Source organism: Tunturiibacter gelidiferens, from assembly GCF_051013345.1.
GTDB lineage: Bacteria > Acidobacteriota > Terriglobia > Terriglobales > Acidobacteriaceae > Edaphobacter > Edaphobacter gelidiferens_A.
Genome location: NZ_CP132939.1, coordinates 1,647,951 through 1,665,860 on the forward strand (window position 1 = coordinate 1,647,951; position 17,910 = coordinate 1,665,860).

Here is a 17,910-nt window from a genome sequence, read left to right on the forward strand (position 1 = left end):
CTGCCACAACAACATCTAAGTTGCCCCGAATGGTCATTGACTTCTATTCTATCTGCCTTGGATTCTGTTCTTTAGGAAACAGATTTGCGAACCACTGCTGTGCCCGATTTGTCGGGAATCAGAATTGGACGTTCTGGCTTGTCCGCAAAGAATTCGTCGACAGCCTTCTCGACGAGCGGCCAGTGAAGACTCGAATAGTCATGCATGATGAGAAAGCCACCGGGCAACAGCCGAGGGTAGAAGTATTGAAGACCTGCCGAAAAGGGTGCGTAGAGGTCACAATCGAGATTCACCAGGCAGAAACGCTCCGCGTCAGGTATCGCATTTGCGGTTCCCGGAAAGCGGCCCTCAATAAAGCTCACATTCTTTTCTCCGACCAAAGAGCGGACGGATTCGAGCGAGGTATCCGAGAAGTTGTGCCACGGTTTAGCTTCCCCAACCATGTCCTCGTCCAGAAAGCCTTCATATGTATCCAGAAGGTATGCCGTCGTGTCGAAGAACCGCGCCAACTCTGCGAGCAGAAAGGCCGTGTTGCCCTTGTACACTCCCAGTTCAGCGATCGATCCGCGAACCCCTCTTTGATGAGTTGGTCGCATACAAGACTGAGAAAGTTGAGACGTACGGTATCGCCACAATTATTGGTACGGTTGCCGGCATAAAATGAGCGGGGATCTATGCTCGATCTCAGTCCGGGCTCTCTCTGATACTTGGGTAGGTTTTCGGAGTAGCGATCAGGCTCGTAAGCGAGGATCGTGCCCGGCCAGAGGCTGGTAATCCCTATCGAGAACGGCCACGGCCGAAGTCGCCTCATAACCGACAACTTGATTTCGGCAAAGGTTCTTTTCTTCATATAAGAATATCCACGTAGTCGGACGATCTCACGTACACCAAGCATAATTCACAAGCGCATTCGCTGTGGTCTGCCCGATCTTTTGTACGGTTTCATTGTTAGTGTAGCGCAGCTGTTGTTGTCTTGTCTTTCATTGCCGGACTTACTGCAACTATATATGAAGGAAATGCTTACGTCGTCCGCTGTATATTATGCAAGGTGTACTAAACTGATCCTAGTGCGCAGCAACGCTTCCTTAAAGATTACAGCGCCACGTCAGTGGCCTCTGGCCGAACACGCCGGCTTATGGAAGGCGCATTTGCGACGATGCACGGGTGTACCACAATGTTGAAAGCTACTTTAGGGCGTGTGGTCAGAGCAGGAGTTTCACCTCGTCTCTTGGTGGCACATGTCGCCGTGCTCCGCATGTTGCGTTTCCTGCCGCAAGGGCGTGTGCAATCGCCAGCGGATATTAGGCGCATTTTTTCTCGTTCCCATACCACAGCGTCGGCGATCTCATACTTTCTCTCACTCTGCTCGAGCGCGTACACCGTCGCTGGCCTGAAGCCCAGATAGACGTCGCCGTTGGCTCATCCATGGGAGCCGTTGTTAATGCTATTCCGTATGTGCATCGGACTTTTCGGCTGGCACGATCTAGGATTCGCAAACCAGGCTTCGCCGACTACGCGGAGATATGCAATGCGACCAAGCTTTTCAGAAAAGAGATTGCCGATACCGCGTATGATTTGACGATCGCTCCCCGATGGGATTCAGCCGATTCCTTCTTTTCCGGCTATCTAGCCTATCTCACAAGCGCTCCGATCCGCTGCGGGTATTCGGGGGGCGGATGGTGGCTCGACTGAGGTGGATCGCTTCTATACAGTTGTTGCAACTGGCGGGGCGGGCGAGCATGAATCGTTGAGGTATACGCGGTTATTGGGCCGCTGCGGTTTAGAATCAGTGGCTGCAGTTGATCCAGACACTCCGCAACATCCGATTCGCGCTCTTCGCACCATCGTGGAACAGCGTAAGATCCGCGGGGAGGCTATATCCGCGCCTGTGGTAGGAAGGTATGCTGTGATTTCTCCCGGGGCCACCAATCCTCGACGGATGTGGCCGATCGCCCGCTTCGCGGAAATTGGACGGGCTGTCTATCAGCGTTATGGTCTGAGGACGATTGTAATCGGCGGCCCGGCGGATATTGGGTGCTGCGAAGCGTTGAGCAATGCAATTGGTGAAAGTGCGCTCTCGATGGCAGGCAAGACAGACTCGCTACAGATACTTGACATTATTGCTGCCGCAGAAATTTTTCTGGGTAACGACTCCGGTCCTGCTCACATTGCGGGTGGGCTAGGCATCTTCACTGTTGTGATCAGCCCTTTTCCGTCTTCCTGTACGGTGGATCACCCTAACTCACCTACGCGGTTCAGGCCAGCCGGCAATCGGGTACAGGTGCTGCAGCCCGTTGCGCCTGTTGAACCCTGCTCGCCGATGTGTCAGCATGACAAGGCTCACTGCATCCTGCAGGTGTCCAGCGATCAGGTGCTAGCCTCAATAAGCGCCGAAGTAAATGCAAATCGCGTATCTGCAGGGGAAAAGATGCGAGATAAGTCTGTATGCGGAGATCCGACTTTATGAGGTTTATCAAAGAGTCGGTGAAAGAGTTGCTCTACAGGCCGTCGGGGGTGGCCTTCGGCGAACGGTCTTATATACAACGTCCTTATTCGATTTCCGGACGAAAACGGGTTCGGATCGGCAAGAGAACTTCTATTGGGGGAGGGCTGTATATTCAGGCAATTACGGAATACGCCGGTGTCAGATACATGCCTACCATTGAGATTGGCGACGACGTTTATATTGGCGGTCATGCCTATTTCACAGCAATCGATCGCATCTCGGTTGGCGATGGCTGCGTTCTGAGCGAATATGTTTATTTGACCGATGAGGTCCACGGTATGGACCCTCGGGCTGGCTTGATCATGGAACAATCCCTGATCAGTAAAGGTCCTGTGGTAATTGGACGAAGTTGCTTTCTTGGTTTCCGCGTGGCAGTGATGCCCGGAGTGACACTAGGCGAACATTGCGTAGTCGCGGCGAATTCGACCGTGACGCGATCCTTTCCTGCCTATTCCATGATCGGCGGATCTCCTGCACGTATCCTAAAACGCTATTCTCAGACACTCGGGCGGTGGGTGTCTGCAAAGGAAGAATTGGAGTAGGTCGAGCTGGTTGCTCCAGACGAAAGTTCGCTAAAGCAATTATTTATACTGCAGAATCTGGTGATAAACGTGTTTCTTGCAGTTTAAATCTGCGGATATTTGATGTTGGTTTATGTTAGAAGATGGCAGTGAATTCGACAATCTTCATGATATGGCGGAGAAAATGGCGGTAGGCGCTTGAATATACTTATTACCGGAGGAGCGGGTTTCATCGGAAGCTGCCTCGCGCGATCTCTTCTGCAGCAGGGACACTCGGTCACGGTGTTGGATAATTTCAACCCACAAATTCACGGCAGCAACACAGAACTGACTGCAGATCTCCGCCAGAGCGTGCGTCTAGTCCGCGGCGACGTCCGGGATCGTAAGGTCTGGGCTTCTACGCTGCCCGGTCACGAGGTTATTGTTAACTTGGCGGCCGAGACCGGGACGGGGCAATCGATGTATGAGGTTGCAAAGTACGAGCAGGTGAACCTGGCGGGAACGGCGCTGTTGTACGACCTGCTCGGAAGAAAGGCCGATCACGGCGTGGAGCGGATCGTCGTCGCCTCCTCGCGCGCCATCTATGGTGAGGGTGCGTACCAGTGCCCGCAACATGGGCAGGTGTATCCGCAGCCGCGTGTGAGTTCGGAAAAAAGGAACGGTCTCTTTGATCCCGTGTGCCCGGTATGCGCCGTCATTTGCCTCTCCGTCCCAACGCCGGAGACGGCTCCATTTCAGCCTTCGTCGTTTTATGGGCTTACTAAGCAGGTACAGGAGCAGATGACGCTGCTGTTCGGAGAGGTTTTCGGTATCCCATCCTTCGCACTGCGTTATCAGAACGTGTATGGTCCCGGACAGTCGTTGAAGAACCCTTATACCGGCATTCTCGCCATCTTTTCCAATCTGGCTCGAGTGGGCGCGGACATCAACGTCTTCGAGGATGGTGAGGAGAGCCGCGATTTCGTCTATATCGACGATGTCGTGCGTGCGACGGTCGCTTGCGTCAACAGCCCGGAAAAGCGGTCGTACGCGGTCAATGTCGGTTCGAATGAGCGCACCAGCGTGATGCAGGTGGCGCAGGCGGTGAATCGTTACTTCGGGGGCAAATCAAAGGTCCAGGTCACCGGTGCGTTCCGAGAAGGTGATATCCGCCACGGGATGGCGGACCTGGAACGCGCTAGAGCGATGCTTGGATTTGAGCCGCGGGTCAAGTTTGAGGACGGTTTGCGCAGCTTTCTTGCATGGGCCGAAGAAAGCGAGCCGGAACTCAGTGGCTATGAGCGCTCGCTTGAAGAGATGAAAGACAGGGGTCTGCTCCATGGCCGCGCCTGAATCGACAATCTCGCGGAAGGTTGACGCAGCGGTAAGGAAAGCCACTGTAGGGGTTGTAACTGTCACCTATAATAGTGATCGCTTTTTTGATGAATACATTGCCGCGCTGAATGCTCAGACTTACAGTGCGGACTTGGTGGTGATAGTTGATTCCGGGTCGACGCAGCCGGAGTTTCTTGAGCGAGCGGGTGCGTATTCTATGCCGGTTGAAATCTTGCGCGAGAAGAATGTAGGCGTCTGTGTTGGAAATAATATCGGATGGCGCCGAGTGAGAGGATTTGATTATATATTGTTCCTCAATCCGGACGCTTTTCCCGCCCCTGACTTTATCGAGAAGGCCGTGGCCTTTATGGAAGGCGAGGCAAGAATCGGAATGGTAACGCCATCGCTGCTTCGCTACGACATCGAGACGCATCAACCGATGGACGTGATCGATACTACTGGCGTGGTGCGAAACTGGTATGGGTTCTTCGAAGAACGAGATCAAACGAAATCTGCCGAGTCACTCAAACACTATACGAGGCCAAACAAGATTCCCTGGCTTTGTACTGCTGTAGCCATGGGCCGACGCGAGGCGATGGATGCGGTAGTGGAAGGCGGGGATCAACTTTTCGATGAAAGTTTCTTTATGTACAAAGATGATACCGACGTTTCCTGGCGAGTTCGGCGCGCCGGTTGGGACATTGTGCATCATCCGGGGCTGCTCGGATACCATTGTCGCGGTTGGCAGAATCGAACGACGGTGTCACGCAACGCCCGTCTTTTATCGGCTAGGAACGAGGTAAAAATGTGTTTCAAGAATCATTCTCTGTTCCTGGTGGTTGGTTTGTTGAAGTATGTACTGGTCCGATGGCTCGATGTGTGAGGGATTTCGAGGAACTCGCGGCCGGGCAACTGATTGAACCAACAACGGCAGGCTTCTCAAGAGCATCGTCGAGGAAAGCAATGACGCGAAGCATCGGGGTCGTAACGGTTCTTTTCAATAGTTCATCGGTACTGCCAGGTTTTTTTCCTCGCTTCAGCAGCAGGAGTTCAAAGATTTCCATGTTTGGGCTATTGATAATGTATCTAACGACGACTCGGTCGCTCAGTGTCGCGCTCAAGGTGACCGTTTTACGGTGATTGCAAACGAGAAAAACGTCGGTGTCGCTGCTGGAAATAATCAAGGTATTTATGCAGCCTTGAATGCTGGTTGCGAACACATTCTGCTGTTGAACAATGATGTCGAATTCGATTCTCAGCTTTTCGCCCGGTTAATCGAAGGGCTCACGGCCAATGCCTGCCAGATGACTGCGCCCTTGATGTACTACTATGATCGCCCTAACGTGATTTGGGCAGCCGGTGGCAAGTTTCAGCCAATGTTGGGCTATCGCTGTATTCATCTAAATGATGGCGTCGAGGATGTTGGGCAATTCAACAAAGCACGTCGTATCGAACATGCGCCGACTTGTTGCGTTCTGTTCAAGCGTTCCGTCTTCGATCAGGTTGGTTTCATGGACGAACGCTACTTTGTTTACCACGATGATACCGACTTTATGTTGCGCTGCTTAAAGGCGAATCAGCGCCTCTTCCTGCTGCCGAATGCCAAACTGTTGCACAAGGTCAGTTCGCTGACAGGTGGCGCTGAGTCGGAGTTTTCGGTGCGGATGGGGACGCGGAATCGGATATATATGCTCTCTAAGTTTCTTGGACGACTCCTTGCGTTTCCATACGTCGCCGGCCTATCGCTTGTATATCTAATACGGAAGCTTCTGAGACAATATAATCAAGAGCAATATCAATTGAAGCAACTCAGCCTTCGACAGGGCTTCGAGATGGCTACAAACTGGCTTCCATATAAGCAGTCTCGGTGACTAGCCCGGCAATATTGCTCTATGCTGAACTACAAATGCGACAGCGCTCATCTAGTGAGTGTCTGCTAATGCCCTTCCGAGAGGATCATGAGGACCCCGTGATGAGTACGACGGAAGGAAGACTGCCTCCACCATTACTTTCATCGAAACGGAATCCTTTGGTCCATCCCCTGACCATCGCTACTGGCTTGTGGGGGATGTTGACGGTCTTCTATGCGCTTCATCTAAGTGCTTTGCTTCGGTTCTCTGTTGTCCAATTACTCCCGTTAGTTCTGGCGATCTGGACGCCTTTTCCGTTGGTTGCGCTCGGATCTGCTTTATGGCGGCCTCGATCGCTTCGGCGACGGTACAAATTAGTGCCACTCACAAAGACACAAATAGTGGTAATGGAAAAAAGACTCACGTTTCTATGGCGTGTCTGGATATTGGCAGCTGTATTTGAAACCGCTGTCAGTGGTGGCCTCCCCGTCGTCTGGCTTTTTACTAACCCAGGAAAGACGTATTTTGACTATGGATTGCCATCGGTGCATGGTCTGGTCAACTCACTGCTTTTGGCGTTGACCCTCTGCCGTGTTGGCCTTTATCTGTTTACCCGGGAGAGGCGACATCTAAAAGTGCCTTTTTTTCTATACTTTGGTGGATGGCGTTGGTTACTCGGGGCACCTTACTCTTTAGCCTTGTCGCATGTTTGATTCTCTTGCTCCTAATTCGGCCTATTCGCACGAAGACTCTTATGAGGATTGGGGCTTATGGGATCCTAGCCCTTCTGCTCTTCGGTTGGGTTGGAGACCAGCGAACCGGTGTCGATAGATTTCGCGAGATTGCCCAACCCACCTCGCACTACCCTCAATGGCTTCCATCTGGGATCTTGTGGGTCTATATCTACGCAACGACTCCGCTCAATAATCTTGCCTATTCCATGCTATCCAGAAGACCAGAGGCTAACCCGCTATTGCCGCACACACTATCAATACTCCTCCCAACTGTTATCCGCAATTATGTCTATGGTGATGCGAGCGTCGCGGCAGAAGCAATGACGGGGGAACTGGTTGAGTCCCGATTGAATGTCTCCACGGCCTACTTGGGCCCAGCACAAGATTTTGGCTTGCTTGCGGTGTTCCTCTTCAGCTTAGTTACAGCAAGTGCCTGTCAGTGGTTCTGGTACAAGCCTGACTTGCGATCTCAGCTCGTTTTCGCAGTTCTCGCACAATGCCTAGTATTCAGCGTGTTTTACAATCTATTTCTTTCTCTGCCAATGCTTGCTCAGATCGGTTGGTTCACCCTTATCCTGCGACAAAAAGGCAACGATAGTAATAGAAATCAAGGACCTCGGCCTTCGCTATCCGCCGCAGTGGCACCCGTGCGATGACTCAGGGTCTCAAATTCCAGGTATCCTTCATATCCCTCAACTTGATTGAACTGCGATTTGAGTCAAATGGAGGTCGCATATTTCATCCTGCTTGCTTGCGATGCGTTTGTCATATGCCGTCAAGTAAGCTACTGAAAACAAGACAGAAAGGGACTTGCAATGGTTGACGAAGTACATCGAGCAGGAAGTGTGGAAACTCATATGGACGGACCGCTGGCGTCCGATGAGGAAGAGAATTCGATTGATCTCGCCTCACTCTTGAATTCCTTATATGAAGGTAGGAGAACGATCCTTGTTACGACAGTAGCCGTATTCGCGATTGCTACGAGCGCGGCATTCCTTATCCCTCCCCGGTATACCTCGAAAGGTTCATTCATTCCACCTACCACGAATAGCAGTTCAACTGCGTCTGCGCTTGCGGGACAACTCTCTCAGCTTTCCGGTCTTGGCGCAGGCAGTCTCATGGGAGGGATAAAGAGTCCTAGTGACCTTTATGTCGGAATTCTCAAGAGCCGGTCAGTCGGAAGCAAACTTGTAAAGCGTTTTGACCTGAAGAGTGTTTACCGTGTGAAAAAGGAAAGCGAGGCGGAGAAGCGTCTTGCTTCTAACTCGGATTTTGATATCGGCATAAAAGATTCTATCGTCACCATCAGCGTGACGGACAAGAGCCCGGCGCGAGCCCAAGATATGACAAATGCCTATCTTGATGTGTTAAGGGAGACGAACGGGCGTCTGGCTCTCAGCGAGTCTTCTCAGCGTAGGCTTTTCTTCGGACAGCAACTCGCCAAGGAGAAGGATGACCTGGCAGATGCGGAGGTCGAACTCAAGAAGACTCAGGAGACATCCGGCCTGATTGCTCCTGTGGGCCAGAGCGCCTCCGAGATCCAGATCATTGCCGAGACCCGCGCCCAGATCGCGATGCGGCAAGTTGAGCTGAGTGCTCTTCGTCAATCCGCTACCGAACAGAATCCACAACTTATTAGGCTTCAGAGTGAAATTGCAGACCTGGAGGGGCAACTCTCCCGGCTTCAGACCGGTTCTGGCAAGAGTGGAGGAGGGGCTATTCCGACTGCCAAGTTTCCAGCTTTGGCATTGGATTATGTGCGCAAGTCGCGAGAGGTGAAGTATCACGAAGTTCTCTTCGAGATGCTTTCCAGGCAGTACGAAGCAGCGCGCATTGACGAAGCCCGCGAAGCTCCGTTGTTGCAGGTCCTTGACATCGCGTCCTATCCAGATGCTAAGTCTTTTCCGCCGCGGATGTTAATGATGCTAGGTGGATTAATTCTCGGATGTCTGGCAGGTAGCGGCTGGGTTCTGCTGCACGAGCGTTTTGCCGCGTTTTTCGCATCTCTTAGGTCCGGTAAGAACGCTTAGAACCTGTCCAGAAACTAAGATATACGTCGGAGCAGTTGGTGAGCGAACAAATGGTGTCTCGAAAGTTGGCCAATTGACCGTCACTATTACGCAGTAATGAGGACACCGTGGGCGACTGAGTTCTGTGATCGCTGTCATTTACTCACAAAGCTTTCTTCATTGCCACCGCAAAGACCATGAAGACCCCAGATCCAATCGGTCGCGTGGCTCCCGCAAAGTCGCATTTACGGCCACTTCCTCGCCAGGATGATAATCCGCCCCATCTGTACCCGCTACCGGCGCCGTCTGACAAGGCAACGCATTGCTGAGGCATTCCATGCTGGGCAAGCGATCGATGAATTCTCGCCACCTCTTGGTTACTTGGTGACCACCCTTGATAAAGTTGTCTCCATAACGGAGTAGCCAAGTTTATCCAGATGCACTTCATCAATGAAATACTCAGGATGGCCCGCCATCGGCGTGAAATAGTCTACGAGCTGGTAACCTCTCGATCGAGCTAAAGCCGCAATCTCTTTATTCGCATATGTTACTTGGTCACTGAGATTTTGTCCGGAAATCGGCGGTAGTGCGCATAGTACTACTTCGATGCCGGAACCTTGTGCCATTGCGGCCATCGCGTCCAGATTCAGCGACACATTCGAAAGACTCTGGTGAAAACTTAAGTCATTCGTGCCTCCAAGGATCACAACGCGCTTGAAACCGTGGCCTAAAACATCTGCATTAAATCGATCTAACATCTGCGCAGTTGTCTGACCCGATATTCCCAAGTTGTGGTCAGGCAACCGCCAGAATTGCGTAATCGAATCGCCCATGAATGCCGTTGTAGCGTTCAAAGAGTCATTGAACGGGAACGCAGGTCCAGACCCACAAGACGTTGGCGTAGTCGCCAGCATTGCACTCAAAAGAAACCGAATTACGCTCACCTTCGATCTCCTAACTCTAGATGTGGATGAAGATACCATTACCACGAGGAATGGTTGACACCTACTTTCAGTCCTATCGATTATGGCTACCTTGGAATCGCTCGCTTGGAGAATCGGACGTTCTGGATATTCAGTTGGCCATCCTTAGCTTCGCAATCCAGGCGGAGTAAGTTGGTGTCAAGTCCCGCAAAGCTAGTGTAAAAGCTGAACTCCCGCCAGTCTGTATTGGTGATTGGGACGATCTGAAAATACGTTCTGCTCGCCAGGTTTGTGACTAACATCACGCGCGGACTGCCTTTTGTCCCTGTTCGCTTTGCCCAAAACTTAACCTTCGCAATGGACTGATTGAAGAATGCCGTATCTCGTACGAAGATCTGCAGCGATGTCCCGGCCGGGATCTTAGCTGAAGCGGTGCCGCTCATCTTTGTGGCAGTGTCGTACTGAGCCCCTCCGCCAGTCTGCGCGTACTGGATTTGATCGGTGTTGGCGGGGGTATTCGTAAACGTGGAATCGAAGTCGGGTTGCTGAGGGTAGGGGACATCCTGCCCGTCCTGAATGTCGATTGATTGCTGTCGATACCCTAATAGCGTTGGAATGAAGATGCACCCGCTAGAAAAACTTCCGACGCACGAATTTCCTCGAATCTTGACGAGCTTTTCTGCAGAGCCCGTGTCATCTGCGATGTTTTGCACCGATATGCCCGCACGCGCGATAGGGTGAGTATTATGGATAACGTTGTCTCGGATGACGAGAGGAGAAGCGCCGCCTGTGAAGATCCCAGCGGAATACGCAGGGGTTGAGACGCCGATGCCGCAGTCCTCAAGAACGTTCCCCTCGATGACGACATCAGACGCCGCGATTTCCGGTGCAATACACGCCGCCGCGACGCTCTTGACGGTGTTGCCGTGCACGGTGATCGTACCAGGGTAGTCGGTCGCAATGGACGCCGGAAAGTTGAGTACGAAATCCCAAACCGCCAACGAATCGCCAAGCCGTGCTTGGGAAGCGAGCGTCACGACAAAGTTGCTCCCTGACTTGGCGATCGTGGCTTCACCGGCTGTGAGTATGCGCTCGTTGAGGACCGCTACAGGCGTCCCGGAGAGGGCGTTCCTAGCGGGGAATGTATACGTCACCCGCGATGCAGTCGTTGTCTGCGCAGCGCTATTGACGGTCCCATGAAAATCGCTAACGATGTCGATCCCAGAATCCCCAGAGCCGTTGATTACGTTGTTCGAGACCGTGATATCCCAGCTCTGCGAATTCACTTGGATGTTTTCCAAAGCCGTCCACCCCAGCGCCGTAATGATGCTGCCTCTCGGAGGAGCCTTCGAATATGTCACGGTTGTATGTGTGGCATCAGTGTAAGTTACAACCGGAGCATTGTCAGCAATATCGTCTTTTTGTACCCATACGCGTTGAATCCTTGGACTAGGTGCCCAATTGAAGACAAACGACGTTTGCGAACCGTTCGCCGTAAGGCTAGAGCGAAATGTCGTTTGCTGGATGGTGTTGTGCGAGATTATGCCGTGCTGCGATGCCGTCGTCTGAATTGCGAAGCCGCAGGTGTTCTGCGCCGTGTTGTTCGTCACCGCGAAATGCGCCGATAAGAAAACAGTGATATCGCCTTGAGATGCGCATCCTGTCACGCCATTGAAGTCGTTGTTAGTTGCCCTGAGGCCGCCTGGTGAACCGCTCACAGCAATGTAAACGCCCGCCGGACCACTGAAATGATTCGCAGCAATGATCTGCCCGTATCCATCGCTTGCCACGATGCCGTAATTCGAACCATTCGTGTGGAAAGTGAAGCCTCTGACTTCGCCGTTGTTCCCCTGCGCGGAAATCATCGTATTCAGCGAAACATTGCCTGTCAGAATGGCTCCAGTTCCAATGAGCTTGATGTTTTTCCGGCCGTTGGGGAGCTTGGCGGTAGTTGTCAGAGCGTAAACGCCGGGCGGTACGTTGATGGTGCAGCCGTTCAAGCAAATAACGCTGTTCGCAGCGTTGGTGATCTTCTCGCCCATCTCTCCGCCGACGTGAGCATCGATCGTCACGGTCTGTGCACGTAGAGGTAAAGCACTGAGAATGATGCACAGAAATAGCTGTTTCATGTCCTTATTCTTAGTGCAGGAGCGGGCCGCCGTCCGATTGGATCGTCTTCAGGTGTTCCCGAACCGTCAGATCTCTTTTAAGCATTTTTCACAACCGTAGGCAGGGAATACCCCAAATATAAAGGAGCGAGCAGCTCATCATCGAGGGAAATTCAGGTCTGTCATGCAGAAGAGATACTGATTGCCGCGAAGCCTATTGCCGCTTTCGCATTTCGTCTAACCGGCTGACGAGATCTTCAGCCCTCAAGTGTGTGTACCGCTTGAGCATTTGCATCGACTTGTGTCCACTAATACTTGAGGCTTCTTGATCGGAAAAGCCAGCCTCTACAAAGCGGCTAACCGCTTCGTGGCGGAGATCGTGGAAGCGAGAACATCTGCTAGGCCTTGCTCTCGCTTGAGGTTCAGCCAAACAGGATTGAACTGATATGGATGGCGCTTTCCATCACGTCTTGGTTCTCCAAAGAAAATCAGGTCTGTGTCGATGGGGCGAATTGGATGACTTAAAGACTCGCGGAAGAGTTCGGTTGCAGCTGTACTTAATGGCACAGTGCGAGGAAGGGTGTTCTTAGTTTCGAGCAGACGCACGATGCGCCGTTTGATATCGACTTGCATCCGGCGCAATGTGACGATTTCAGACGAGCGCATGCCGGTTTCGAGCGCGATATGGACGATCCACGGGAGCATTGGATTCGAATGCTTATCTACAGCGGCGAGTAAGCGTAACTCTTCTTCTCGAGACAGACGACGATTGCGTCCCGGTCCCGGAGCGGGCCTGCGGATGTTCAATACTGGGTTCGACGGAAGCCCGACGCCCCACTCTTTGATGGCAACGGTGAACAGATGGCCTAACAATGCCAGGTCGAGCCAGACCGTGTTGTTAGCGCGCGGCAGGGATTTGCCTTGCTTATCTTTGCGGTCTTCCCCGGCGAGACGCATATCGCGGAAACGGGCGATGATCTCCGGTGTCATTGCTGCAAGCGAATACTTGCCAAGGTGCTTGAGCAGGATCACTGCTTGCCATTTTTCGGCCACCTGCGTCATGAGTCGCTTGGTCGGAGTGATTTCGGCGACGTAGCGCTTGAGAGCGTCCAACGGTCACTCGATCCGCAGATGCCCTCTGCACGTAAGCACCGCGCACCATTTCAACTTCAGTACGGCGCTCCCAGTCATCGGCATCTCGTTTCGTGCGGAACGTTTTCGATGTTGTGGGCCAGCCAGTCTTAGGGATCAGAGCTTCCAGCTGATGTTCTGACAATGGTCGCCATAGGCCCTTTCGGTACAGTGTTGGGGGACAGCACTGTACCGAAATTGTACCTTTGAGCCAAAGTACAGTTAGCCTCATCCTGGACCCAATCGACCGGCCCCGAGACGGGGCAGTGTAAATTAATAATATACAACTACTAATCGTGGTTTGCTGAATCGGGAATTTGGTGGGCCCGGAGGGATTTGAACCCCCAACCAAGGGATTATGAGTCCCCTGCTCTAACCGTTGAGCTACAGGCCCTACTTTTGTAATCGATAACTTACGAGATAAATGCGGAAGCGCGGAACTTCCTGTGTCGAAAAATGATTATCTTTTAGCCATCTTGGGAGCTTCCGGCGCACAAAGTTGAGTGTCTCCTCCCAATCAAAGGCAGGCGTGTGCCGCTTCACTCGTGGATGCACGTACAGCTGAGATCGTCACGCTGGAGTGTCAAGCCAACTAGATAATTGTAAACGCATCAGCCCCTAGCGTCGTTTACGCGCGACGATCAAGAGCTGCGATCGACCTTCAACGGTAGGAAAGTTAGATCGGGCCATTCGATGAGCCACCTCGAAACAGGGGTTTCGTCCTTGCTATGAAAGATGAAATGGAAGGATCGCTTTCCCAGCCCTACACTGAGCAAAATTCTCAATGTGCGCTCCCGTTTCTGCGTATCCGGCGTATACAGATCGTCTTGTGGGGCCAACACCATCCGAACGTGATCTTTCTATTGTTTGAGGCGCTCCCTGAAAGGTACGAAATACTTCCTTTTGCCATGCAATATTCTGCGCATTTGAAACGGTGAAGGCTCGTCATTGGCCTGATTTTTGAGGTTTTTATTTGGCATGGGAAGTGCTTATTGAGAAGACAACTACTAGTCACAAGCGCTTTGTACCCCTGGTTGCGGCGCAATTTCCCCGATCCGACTGCGATTGCAGAATCGCCAAGTGAATTCTCTGGAGGAATACAGAAAATGAAATATCTTCTTCGCGTCCTTTTTGTCGTGGCCCTGCTCTGCGGCGGTTCCAGCTTTGCCCATGCAGACGGCATCGATTTCCGCATGACAGTCCTTGACCCTCCGGCGGAAGCCGTTTGCAATCCTGCTGGCGTTCCCGTTGGATCTCCGGGCAACACGAATTGCACAATCTTCACTGGTGGAGATATCTCTCCGGTTAACGTTTCGCAGGCTGCTTGCAACGGGGCTGGGTTTGGCAACGGCCTCACTCCAGGCACCTACGGATGCTTCGTTGTGGACAATGAATCGGGCTCAACTATTAGCTCGATCGAGCTTGGTTTTCTTATTGCACCCCTCGTTACCACTCCCAGCTGCGACAGTTCCGGTCAGACTAATAATCAGGACAACTTTGTTGCGAGCGCACTAAACGTTGTGAGCTGTGCTCCGGATCTCAATAACCCTCTGGAGTACGCTCTGGATTTTGCGGGTGGCGCGGGTGTTGCTCCTGGGAACGCTCTTATCGTCCTTGAGCAGGGAGAAGATCCCAACGATTTTCAGGGAGGCTCCGCAACGATCGGCGTTACTCCTGAGCCAGACTCTTTACTGCTGTTTTCGACCGGTGTCATGATGGCTGGCTTGTATATGTCACGTCGCATCTGGACGGCCGCCGGAAAGTCGGCTGACGGCAACCGCTGAAGCAAACGAAGTTGAGAGACTTCGGATTGGACAATCGGAGAAGCCCGGGCTCAGTCCCGGGCTTTCTTGTCTGAGGAACGCCAAAGATGTTGGCCGGCCGCTTATAACCAGTAAGAAATGGCTGGCGCCGTGAACTGGTGAAATCGACGTTCGTGCCCGCAAAGTCTCATGATGTCAAAAGGATGACGTTGACAGTGGAGCGTCGATTTGCGTAACCTGCGGATCAGGCATCCCCTTGGGCTCTAACTCCTCATTCTAGAATTTCTCTGCTTGGCGCTCGGTGTGAGAGGCTTCTTGAAAGCCCTGAGAGGCGTCACTGAAAATACGAAAGTTGGCCGTGAGGGCGATCCCGGGGGAACTGCAGCGCGGTCCGAAGTGAGCGGGCGGGCAGTCCAGCAGTCCTCAAGCGAATAAGACGGCGAGAATTGATGCCTTCAAGTAATTTCAGTTTGCGTACTGCAATTGACGGGGCGAAGTGGCCAGCTGATGGATTTCATGAACAGGTCTTGAGAGTTGCACCTATGCGCTATGCAGGAACTTCGGTTGTGTTGTTGCTGCTCTTTGGTTTTGCGACGGGCCTGCGGGGACAGAAACCCACGGTAGGCCCAGCACCGAGACCGCAGCTTGAGGCTACGCTCGGCGACGGCACTGTCGAACTTTCCGGCCTCTGGAAGTTCCATCTTGGCGACGATATGTCCTGGGCGGGGCAGGACTTCGATGATTCGAGTTGGGGGACTCAAGATCTAACGCCGCCTGCAGGGTCCGCAAATCCTGAGCTGGGCAGCAGCGGTTACATTCCTGGCTGGACAGCGAACGGATATCCGAAACATACAGGGTTCGCATGGTATCGGCTGCGAGTTAACGTTCAGAGTTCCCACGGCAGGCTTGCGATCAAGATGCCGAACCAAGTAGACGATGCGTATCAACTCTACGTGAATGGTCAACTACTTGGGGAGCTCGGCAGGTTTGGCGAGCACAAGGCAACGGCGTACAGCACACTTCCCCGAGCGTTCAAGCTACCAAGGGAACTCCGCAATGGACCAATCACCATTGCTATTCGAACGTGGATGGACAGCGCATCGATTTTCCTTGCACCAGACGCCGGAGGGATGCACGAACCCCCGGTTCTTGGTCATGCCGGAGTAATCGGAACCCTGATTCAACTGGACTGGGACGACACCGCGCATGTTGTCGGCAGCGGTTTTCTCGAGATGCTGATTCTGCTCCTTGCGTGGATGGTGGCGGTCAGCCTTCTCTCGATGGACCGCACGGAGCCTTCGTATCTGTGGCTAAGCCTGGTTTGCGCGGTCACAATTTTGGAGAATGGCGTCGTTCTGATCGTCAGTTTTGTGCCGTGGATTGCCCTGACGGCCGGGATAGTTTTACAGTTCGTTATCATTAGTCCAATCCGGATCGGGCTTTGGGTCATCTTCTGGGGTTACTGGTTTCGGATTGGTCGGATGCAATGGATTCATCGCATAGTGTGGGGATTGGTCGCTCTTACGATATTCGGAACGGCCATGATGAGTGCTCCGATCTACGGCGAGCATATTCCCGTGCATGCGGCCGTTTATCTGACGCCTATTTTGCTTGGGCTGAGACTGTGCTTTGGAGTGCTCTTATGCGCAATCACCGTTCAAGGCATCCGGAAGCAAAAGACTGAGGGCTGGCTGGCTTTCTCGGCAGTGCTTTTAGTTGCGATTGCTCTCTTTCAGTCCCAACTCCGTCTTCTCCATATAAAGACGGCGTTTGACGTGCTCGGATTCGCCGTTGGGTTGGGAACCATCTCGACGATTTTTTCTCTCTTCCTAATTACGGTCATGTTGGTTCGGCGATTCCTGCATACTCAGCGGATACGCGAGCAGTGGAAGGCGGAGATCGAACAGGCCCGGCAGATTCAACAGGTGCTTATTCCAGAGCATCTACCACAAACACCTGGTCTTGCTATCGAAAGTGAGTATCGTCCGGCGCGCGAAGTTGGCGGGGACTTTTTCCAAATCCTCCCCGTGCAGGACGATGGCAGCGTACTGATCGTGGTTGGTGACGTTACAGGGAAGGGTCTTCAGGCTGGAATGCTGGTCGCGCTGATTGTTGGTGCGATACGGACGGCGGTTCAATACGACTCAGACCCCTTGATCCTGATGAACAGCCTTAACGATCGACTGTGGGGTCGAGGACGGGCCAGTGCGACTTGCCTCATCCTCCAGATCCGCACCGACGGACGGGTGACATTGGCCAATGCGGGACACCTGCCGCCGTATCTGAATGGAATAGAGGTTGAGATGGGAGGCTCGCTCCCGATCGGAGTGGTGCCAGGTGCTGAGTTCTTCGTCTCGCACTTCACGCTAGAGCCGGGGGACACGTTGATGCTGATGTCCGACGGAGTCGCTGAAGCACAGGATCAACAGAAGCAGCTGTTTGGGTTTGAACGCATCGAGAAGATGCTGCAGCAGCCTATCTCCGCCGCGGAATTGGCCTCAGCTGCTCAGGACTTTGGGCAGGAGGATGACATTCTCGTGCTGCGGATTCAGCGGAGGCTTCAGCCAGAGAACGTTCCTGATGAGAGGGGTATTCTGACGGCGACCTAGACGGCGGATTTCAAGGGATGAGACTCGGCGGCTTAGTAAAGCCTGGGGTTATTCGAAGCCTGCACACGCGGCGGCTTCATCCGGGTAGAGTTTGGTGTACTTCGTAATGCCCACCATCGTGAAGACTTTTTGGAAGTGCGGTGTCAGGCCAAACGTCTGGACGGTTTGTCCCTTCTGACTTGCGGCATAGAGCAGTTGAATGATCAGTGCTATACCGCTGGAGTTGAGATACTCCACTTTTGAAAAGTCGAGCAGAATGCGTTTGGACGTCTCGGGTGACAGCCCTCCATACGTACCTAATACCGCGGGCTCGGAGGAACTCGTAATATCACCGGCGAAACGCAGCACTGTGATTGGATCCCCCGAAGCGCATTTGAGCTGCTCCATTTTGACCTTCGTACTAAACTCCGCCATGGTGATGTCTCCTTCAATCCTCTGTTTT

14 protein-coding genes and 1 tRNA gene are annotated in these 17,910 nt (G+C 52.8%); 8 read left to right on the forward strand and 7 right to left on the reverse strand.

Annotated features, from left to right (window positions below; translation table 11 throughout):
• Positions 1 to 71: 71 nt before the first annotated feature.
• Positions 72 to 635 (reverse strand): TylF/MycF/NovP-related O-methyltransferase, encoded by a 564-nt coding sequence (locus RBB80_RS08140; protein WP_433967716.1) that lies wholly within the window; start codon positions 633 to 635, stop codon positions 72 to 74.
• A 1,211-nt stretch (positions 636 to 1,846) separates the two neighbouring features.
• Here RBB80_RS08140 and RBB80_RS08145 point away from each other — a divergent pair.
• The 6 genes from RBB80_RS08145 (at position 1,847) to RBB80_RS08170 (ending at position 8,955) form a co-directional block, all read left to right on the forward strand.
• The gene (locus RBB80_RS08145; RefSeq protein WP_433969571.1) at positions 1,847 to 2,467 is read left to right on the forward strand and encodes a glycosyltransferase family 9 protein; all 621 of its coding nucleotides are present in this window, start codon (positions 1,847 to 1,849) and stop codon (positions 2,465 to 2,467) included.
• Positions 2,464 to 3,048: an acyltransferase gene (locus RBB80_RS08150; RefSeq protein WP_433967718.1), complete on the forward strand. Its 585-nt coding sequence runs from the start codon at positions 2,464 to 2,466 to the stop codon at positions 3,046 to 3,048. Before RBB80_RS08145 ends, RBB80_RS08150 begins: the two co-directional genes overlap by 4 nt.
• Positions 3,049 to 3,225: 177 nt before the next feature.
• On the forward strand, positions 3,226 to 4,359 hold the full coding sequence (locus RBB80_RS08155; protein ID WP_433967720.1) for an NAD-dependent epimerase/dehydratase family protein: 1,134 nt from the start codon (positions 3,226 to 3,228) through the stop codon (positions 4,357 to 4,359).
• The gene (locus RBB80_RS08160; RefSeq protein ID WP_433967723.1) at positions 4,346 to 5,224 is read left to right on the forward strand and encodes a glycosyltransferase family 2 protein; all 879 of its coding nucleotides are present in this window, start codon (positions 4,346 to 4,348) and stop codon (positions 5,222 to 5,224) included. The genes RBB80_RS08155 and RBB80_RS08160 overlap by 14 nt, the downstream gene beginning before the upstream one ends.
• Positions 5,225 to 5,348: 124 nt before the next feature.
• On the forward strand, positions 5,349 to 6,212 hold the full coding sequence (locus tag RBB80_RS08165) for a glycosyltransferase family 2 protein (protein WP_433969572.1): 864 nt from the start codon (positions 5,349 to 5,351) through the stop codon (positions 6,210 to 6,212).
• Between the two features lie 1,570 nt (positions 6,213 to 7,782).
• Positions 7,783 to 8,955, forward strand: a complete 1,173-nt coding sequence (locus tag RBB80_RS08170; RefSeq protein ID WP_433967725.1) for a GumC family protein — start codon at positions 7,783 to 7,785, stop codon at positions 8,953 to 8,955.
• A 356-nt stretch (positions 8,956 to 9,311) separates the two neighbouring features.
• Here RBB80_RS08170 and RBB80_RS08175 read toward each other — a convergent pair whose 3' ends face one another.
• The 5 genes from RBB80_RS08175 to RBB80_RS08195 all read right to left on the reverse strand — a co-directional run bounded on the left by RBB80_RS08175 (position 9,312) and on the right by RBB80_RS08195 (position 13,490).
• Positions 9,312 to 9,878 (reverse strand): GDSL-type esterase/lipase family protein, encoded by a 567-nt coding sequence (locus RBB80_RS08175; protein ID WP_433967727.1) that lies wholly within the window; start codon positions 9,876 to 9,878, stop codon positions 9,312 to 9,314.
• An 86-nt stretch (positions 9,879 to 9,964) separates the two neighbouring features.
• Positions 9,965 to 11,986 carry a right-handed parallel beta-helix repeat-containing protein gene (locus RBB80_RS08180; protein WP_433967729.1) on the reverse strand — a complete coding sequence of 674 codons (2,022 nt, stop codon included), beginning with the start codon at positions 11,984 to 11,986 and terminating at the stop codon, positions 9,965 to 9,967.
• 193 nt (positions 11,987 to 12,179) lie between these two features.
• Entirely contained in the window at positions 12,180 to 12,395 is a 216-nt protein-coding gene (locus RBB80_RS08185) for a tyrosine-type recombinase/integrase (protein ID WP_433967731.1), read from the reverse strand.
• Positions 12,311 to 13,078 (reverse strand): tyrosine-type recombinase/integrase, encoded by a 768-nt coding sequence (locus RBB80_RS08190; RefSeq protein WP_433967733.1) that lies wholly within the window; start codon positions 13,076 to 13,078, stop codon positions 12,311 to 12,313. The genes RBB80_RS08185 and RBB80_RS08190 overlap by 85 nt, the downstream gene beginning before the upstream one ends.
• 336 nt (positions 13,079 to 13,414) lie before the next feature.
• A tRNA-Ile gene (locus RBB80_RS08195) sits at positions 13,415 to 13,490 on the reverse strand.
• A gap of 712 nt (positions 13,491 to 14,202) precedes the next feature.
• On the opposite strand from RBB80_RS08195, the gene RBB80_RS08200 reads away from it, so the two are divergent.
• Positions 14,203 to 14,880 (forward strand): hypothetical protein, encoded by a 678-nt coding sequence (locus tag RBB80_RS08200; RefSeq protein ID WP_433967734.1) that lies wholly within the window; start codon positions 14,203 to 14,205, stop codon positions 14,878 to 14,880.
• A 521-nt stretch (positions 14,881 to 15,401) separates the two neighbouring features.
• On the forward strand, positions 15,402 to 17,468 hold the full coding sequence (locus tag RBB80_RS08205) for a SpoIIE family protein phosphatase (RefSeq protein ID WP_433967736.1): 2,067 nt from the start codon (positions 15,402 to 15,404) through the stop codon (positions 17,466 to 17,468).
• A 48-nt stretch (positions 17,469 to 17,516) separates the two neighbouring features.
• Here RBB80_RS08205 and RBB80_RS08210 read toward each other — a convergent pair whose 3' ends face one another.
• Positions 17,517 to 17,882, reverse strand: coding sequence for an STAS domain-containing protein (locus RBB80_RS08210; protein WP_433967738.1), 366 nt, complete (start codon positions 17,880 to 17,882; stop codon positions 17,517 to 17,519).
• Positions 17,883 to 17,910 lie beyond the last annotated feature (28 nt).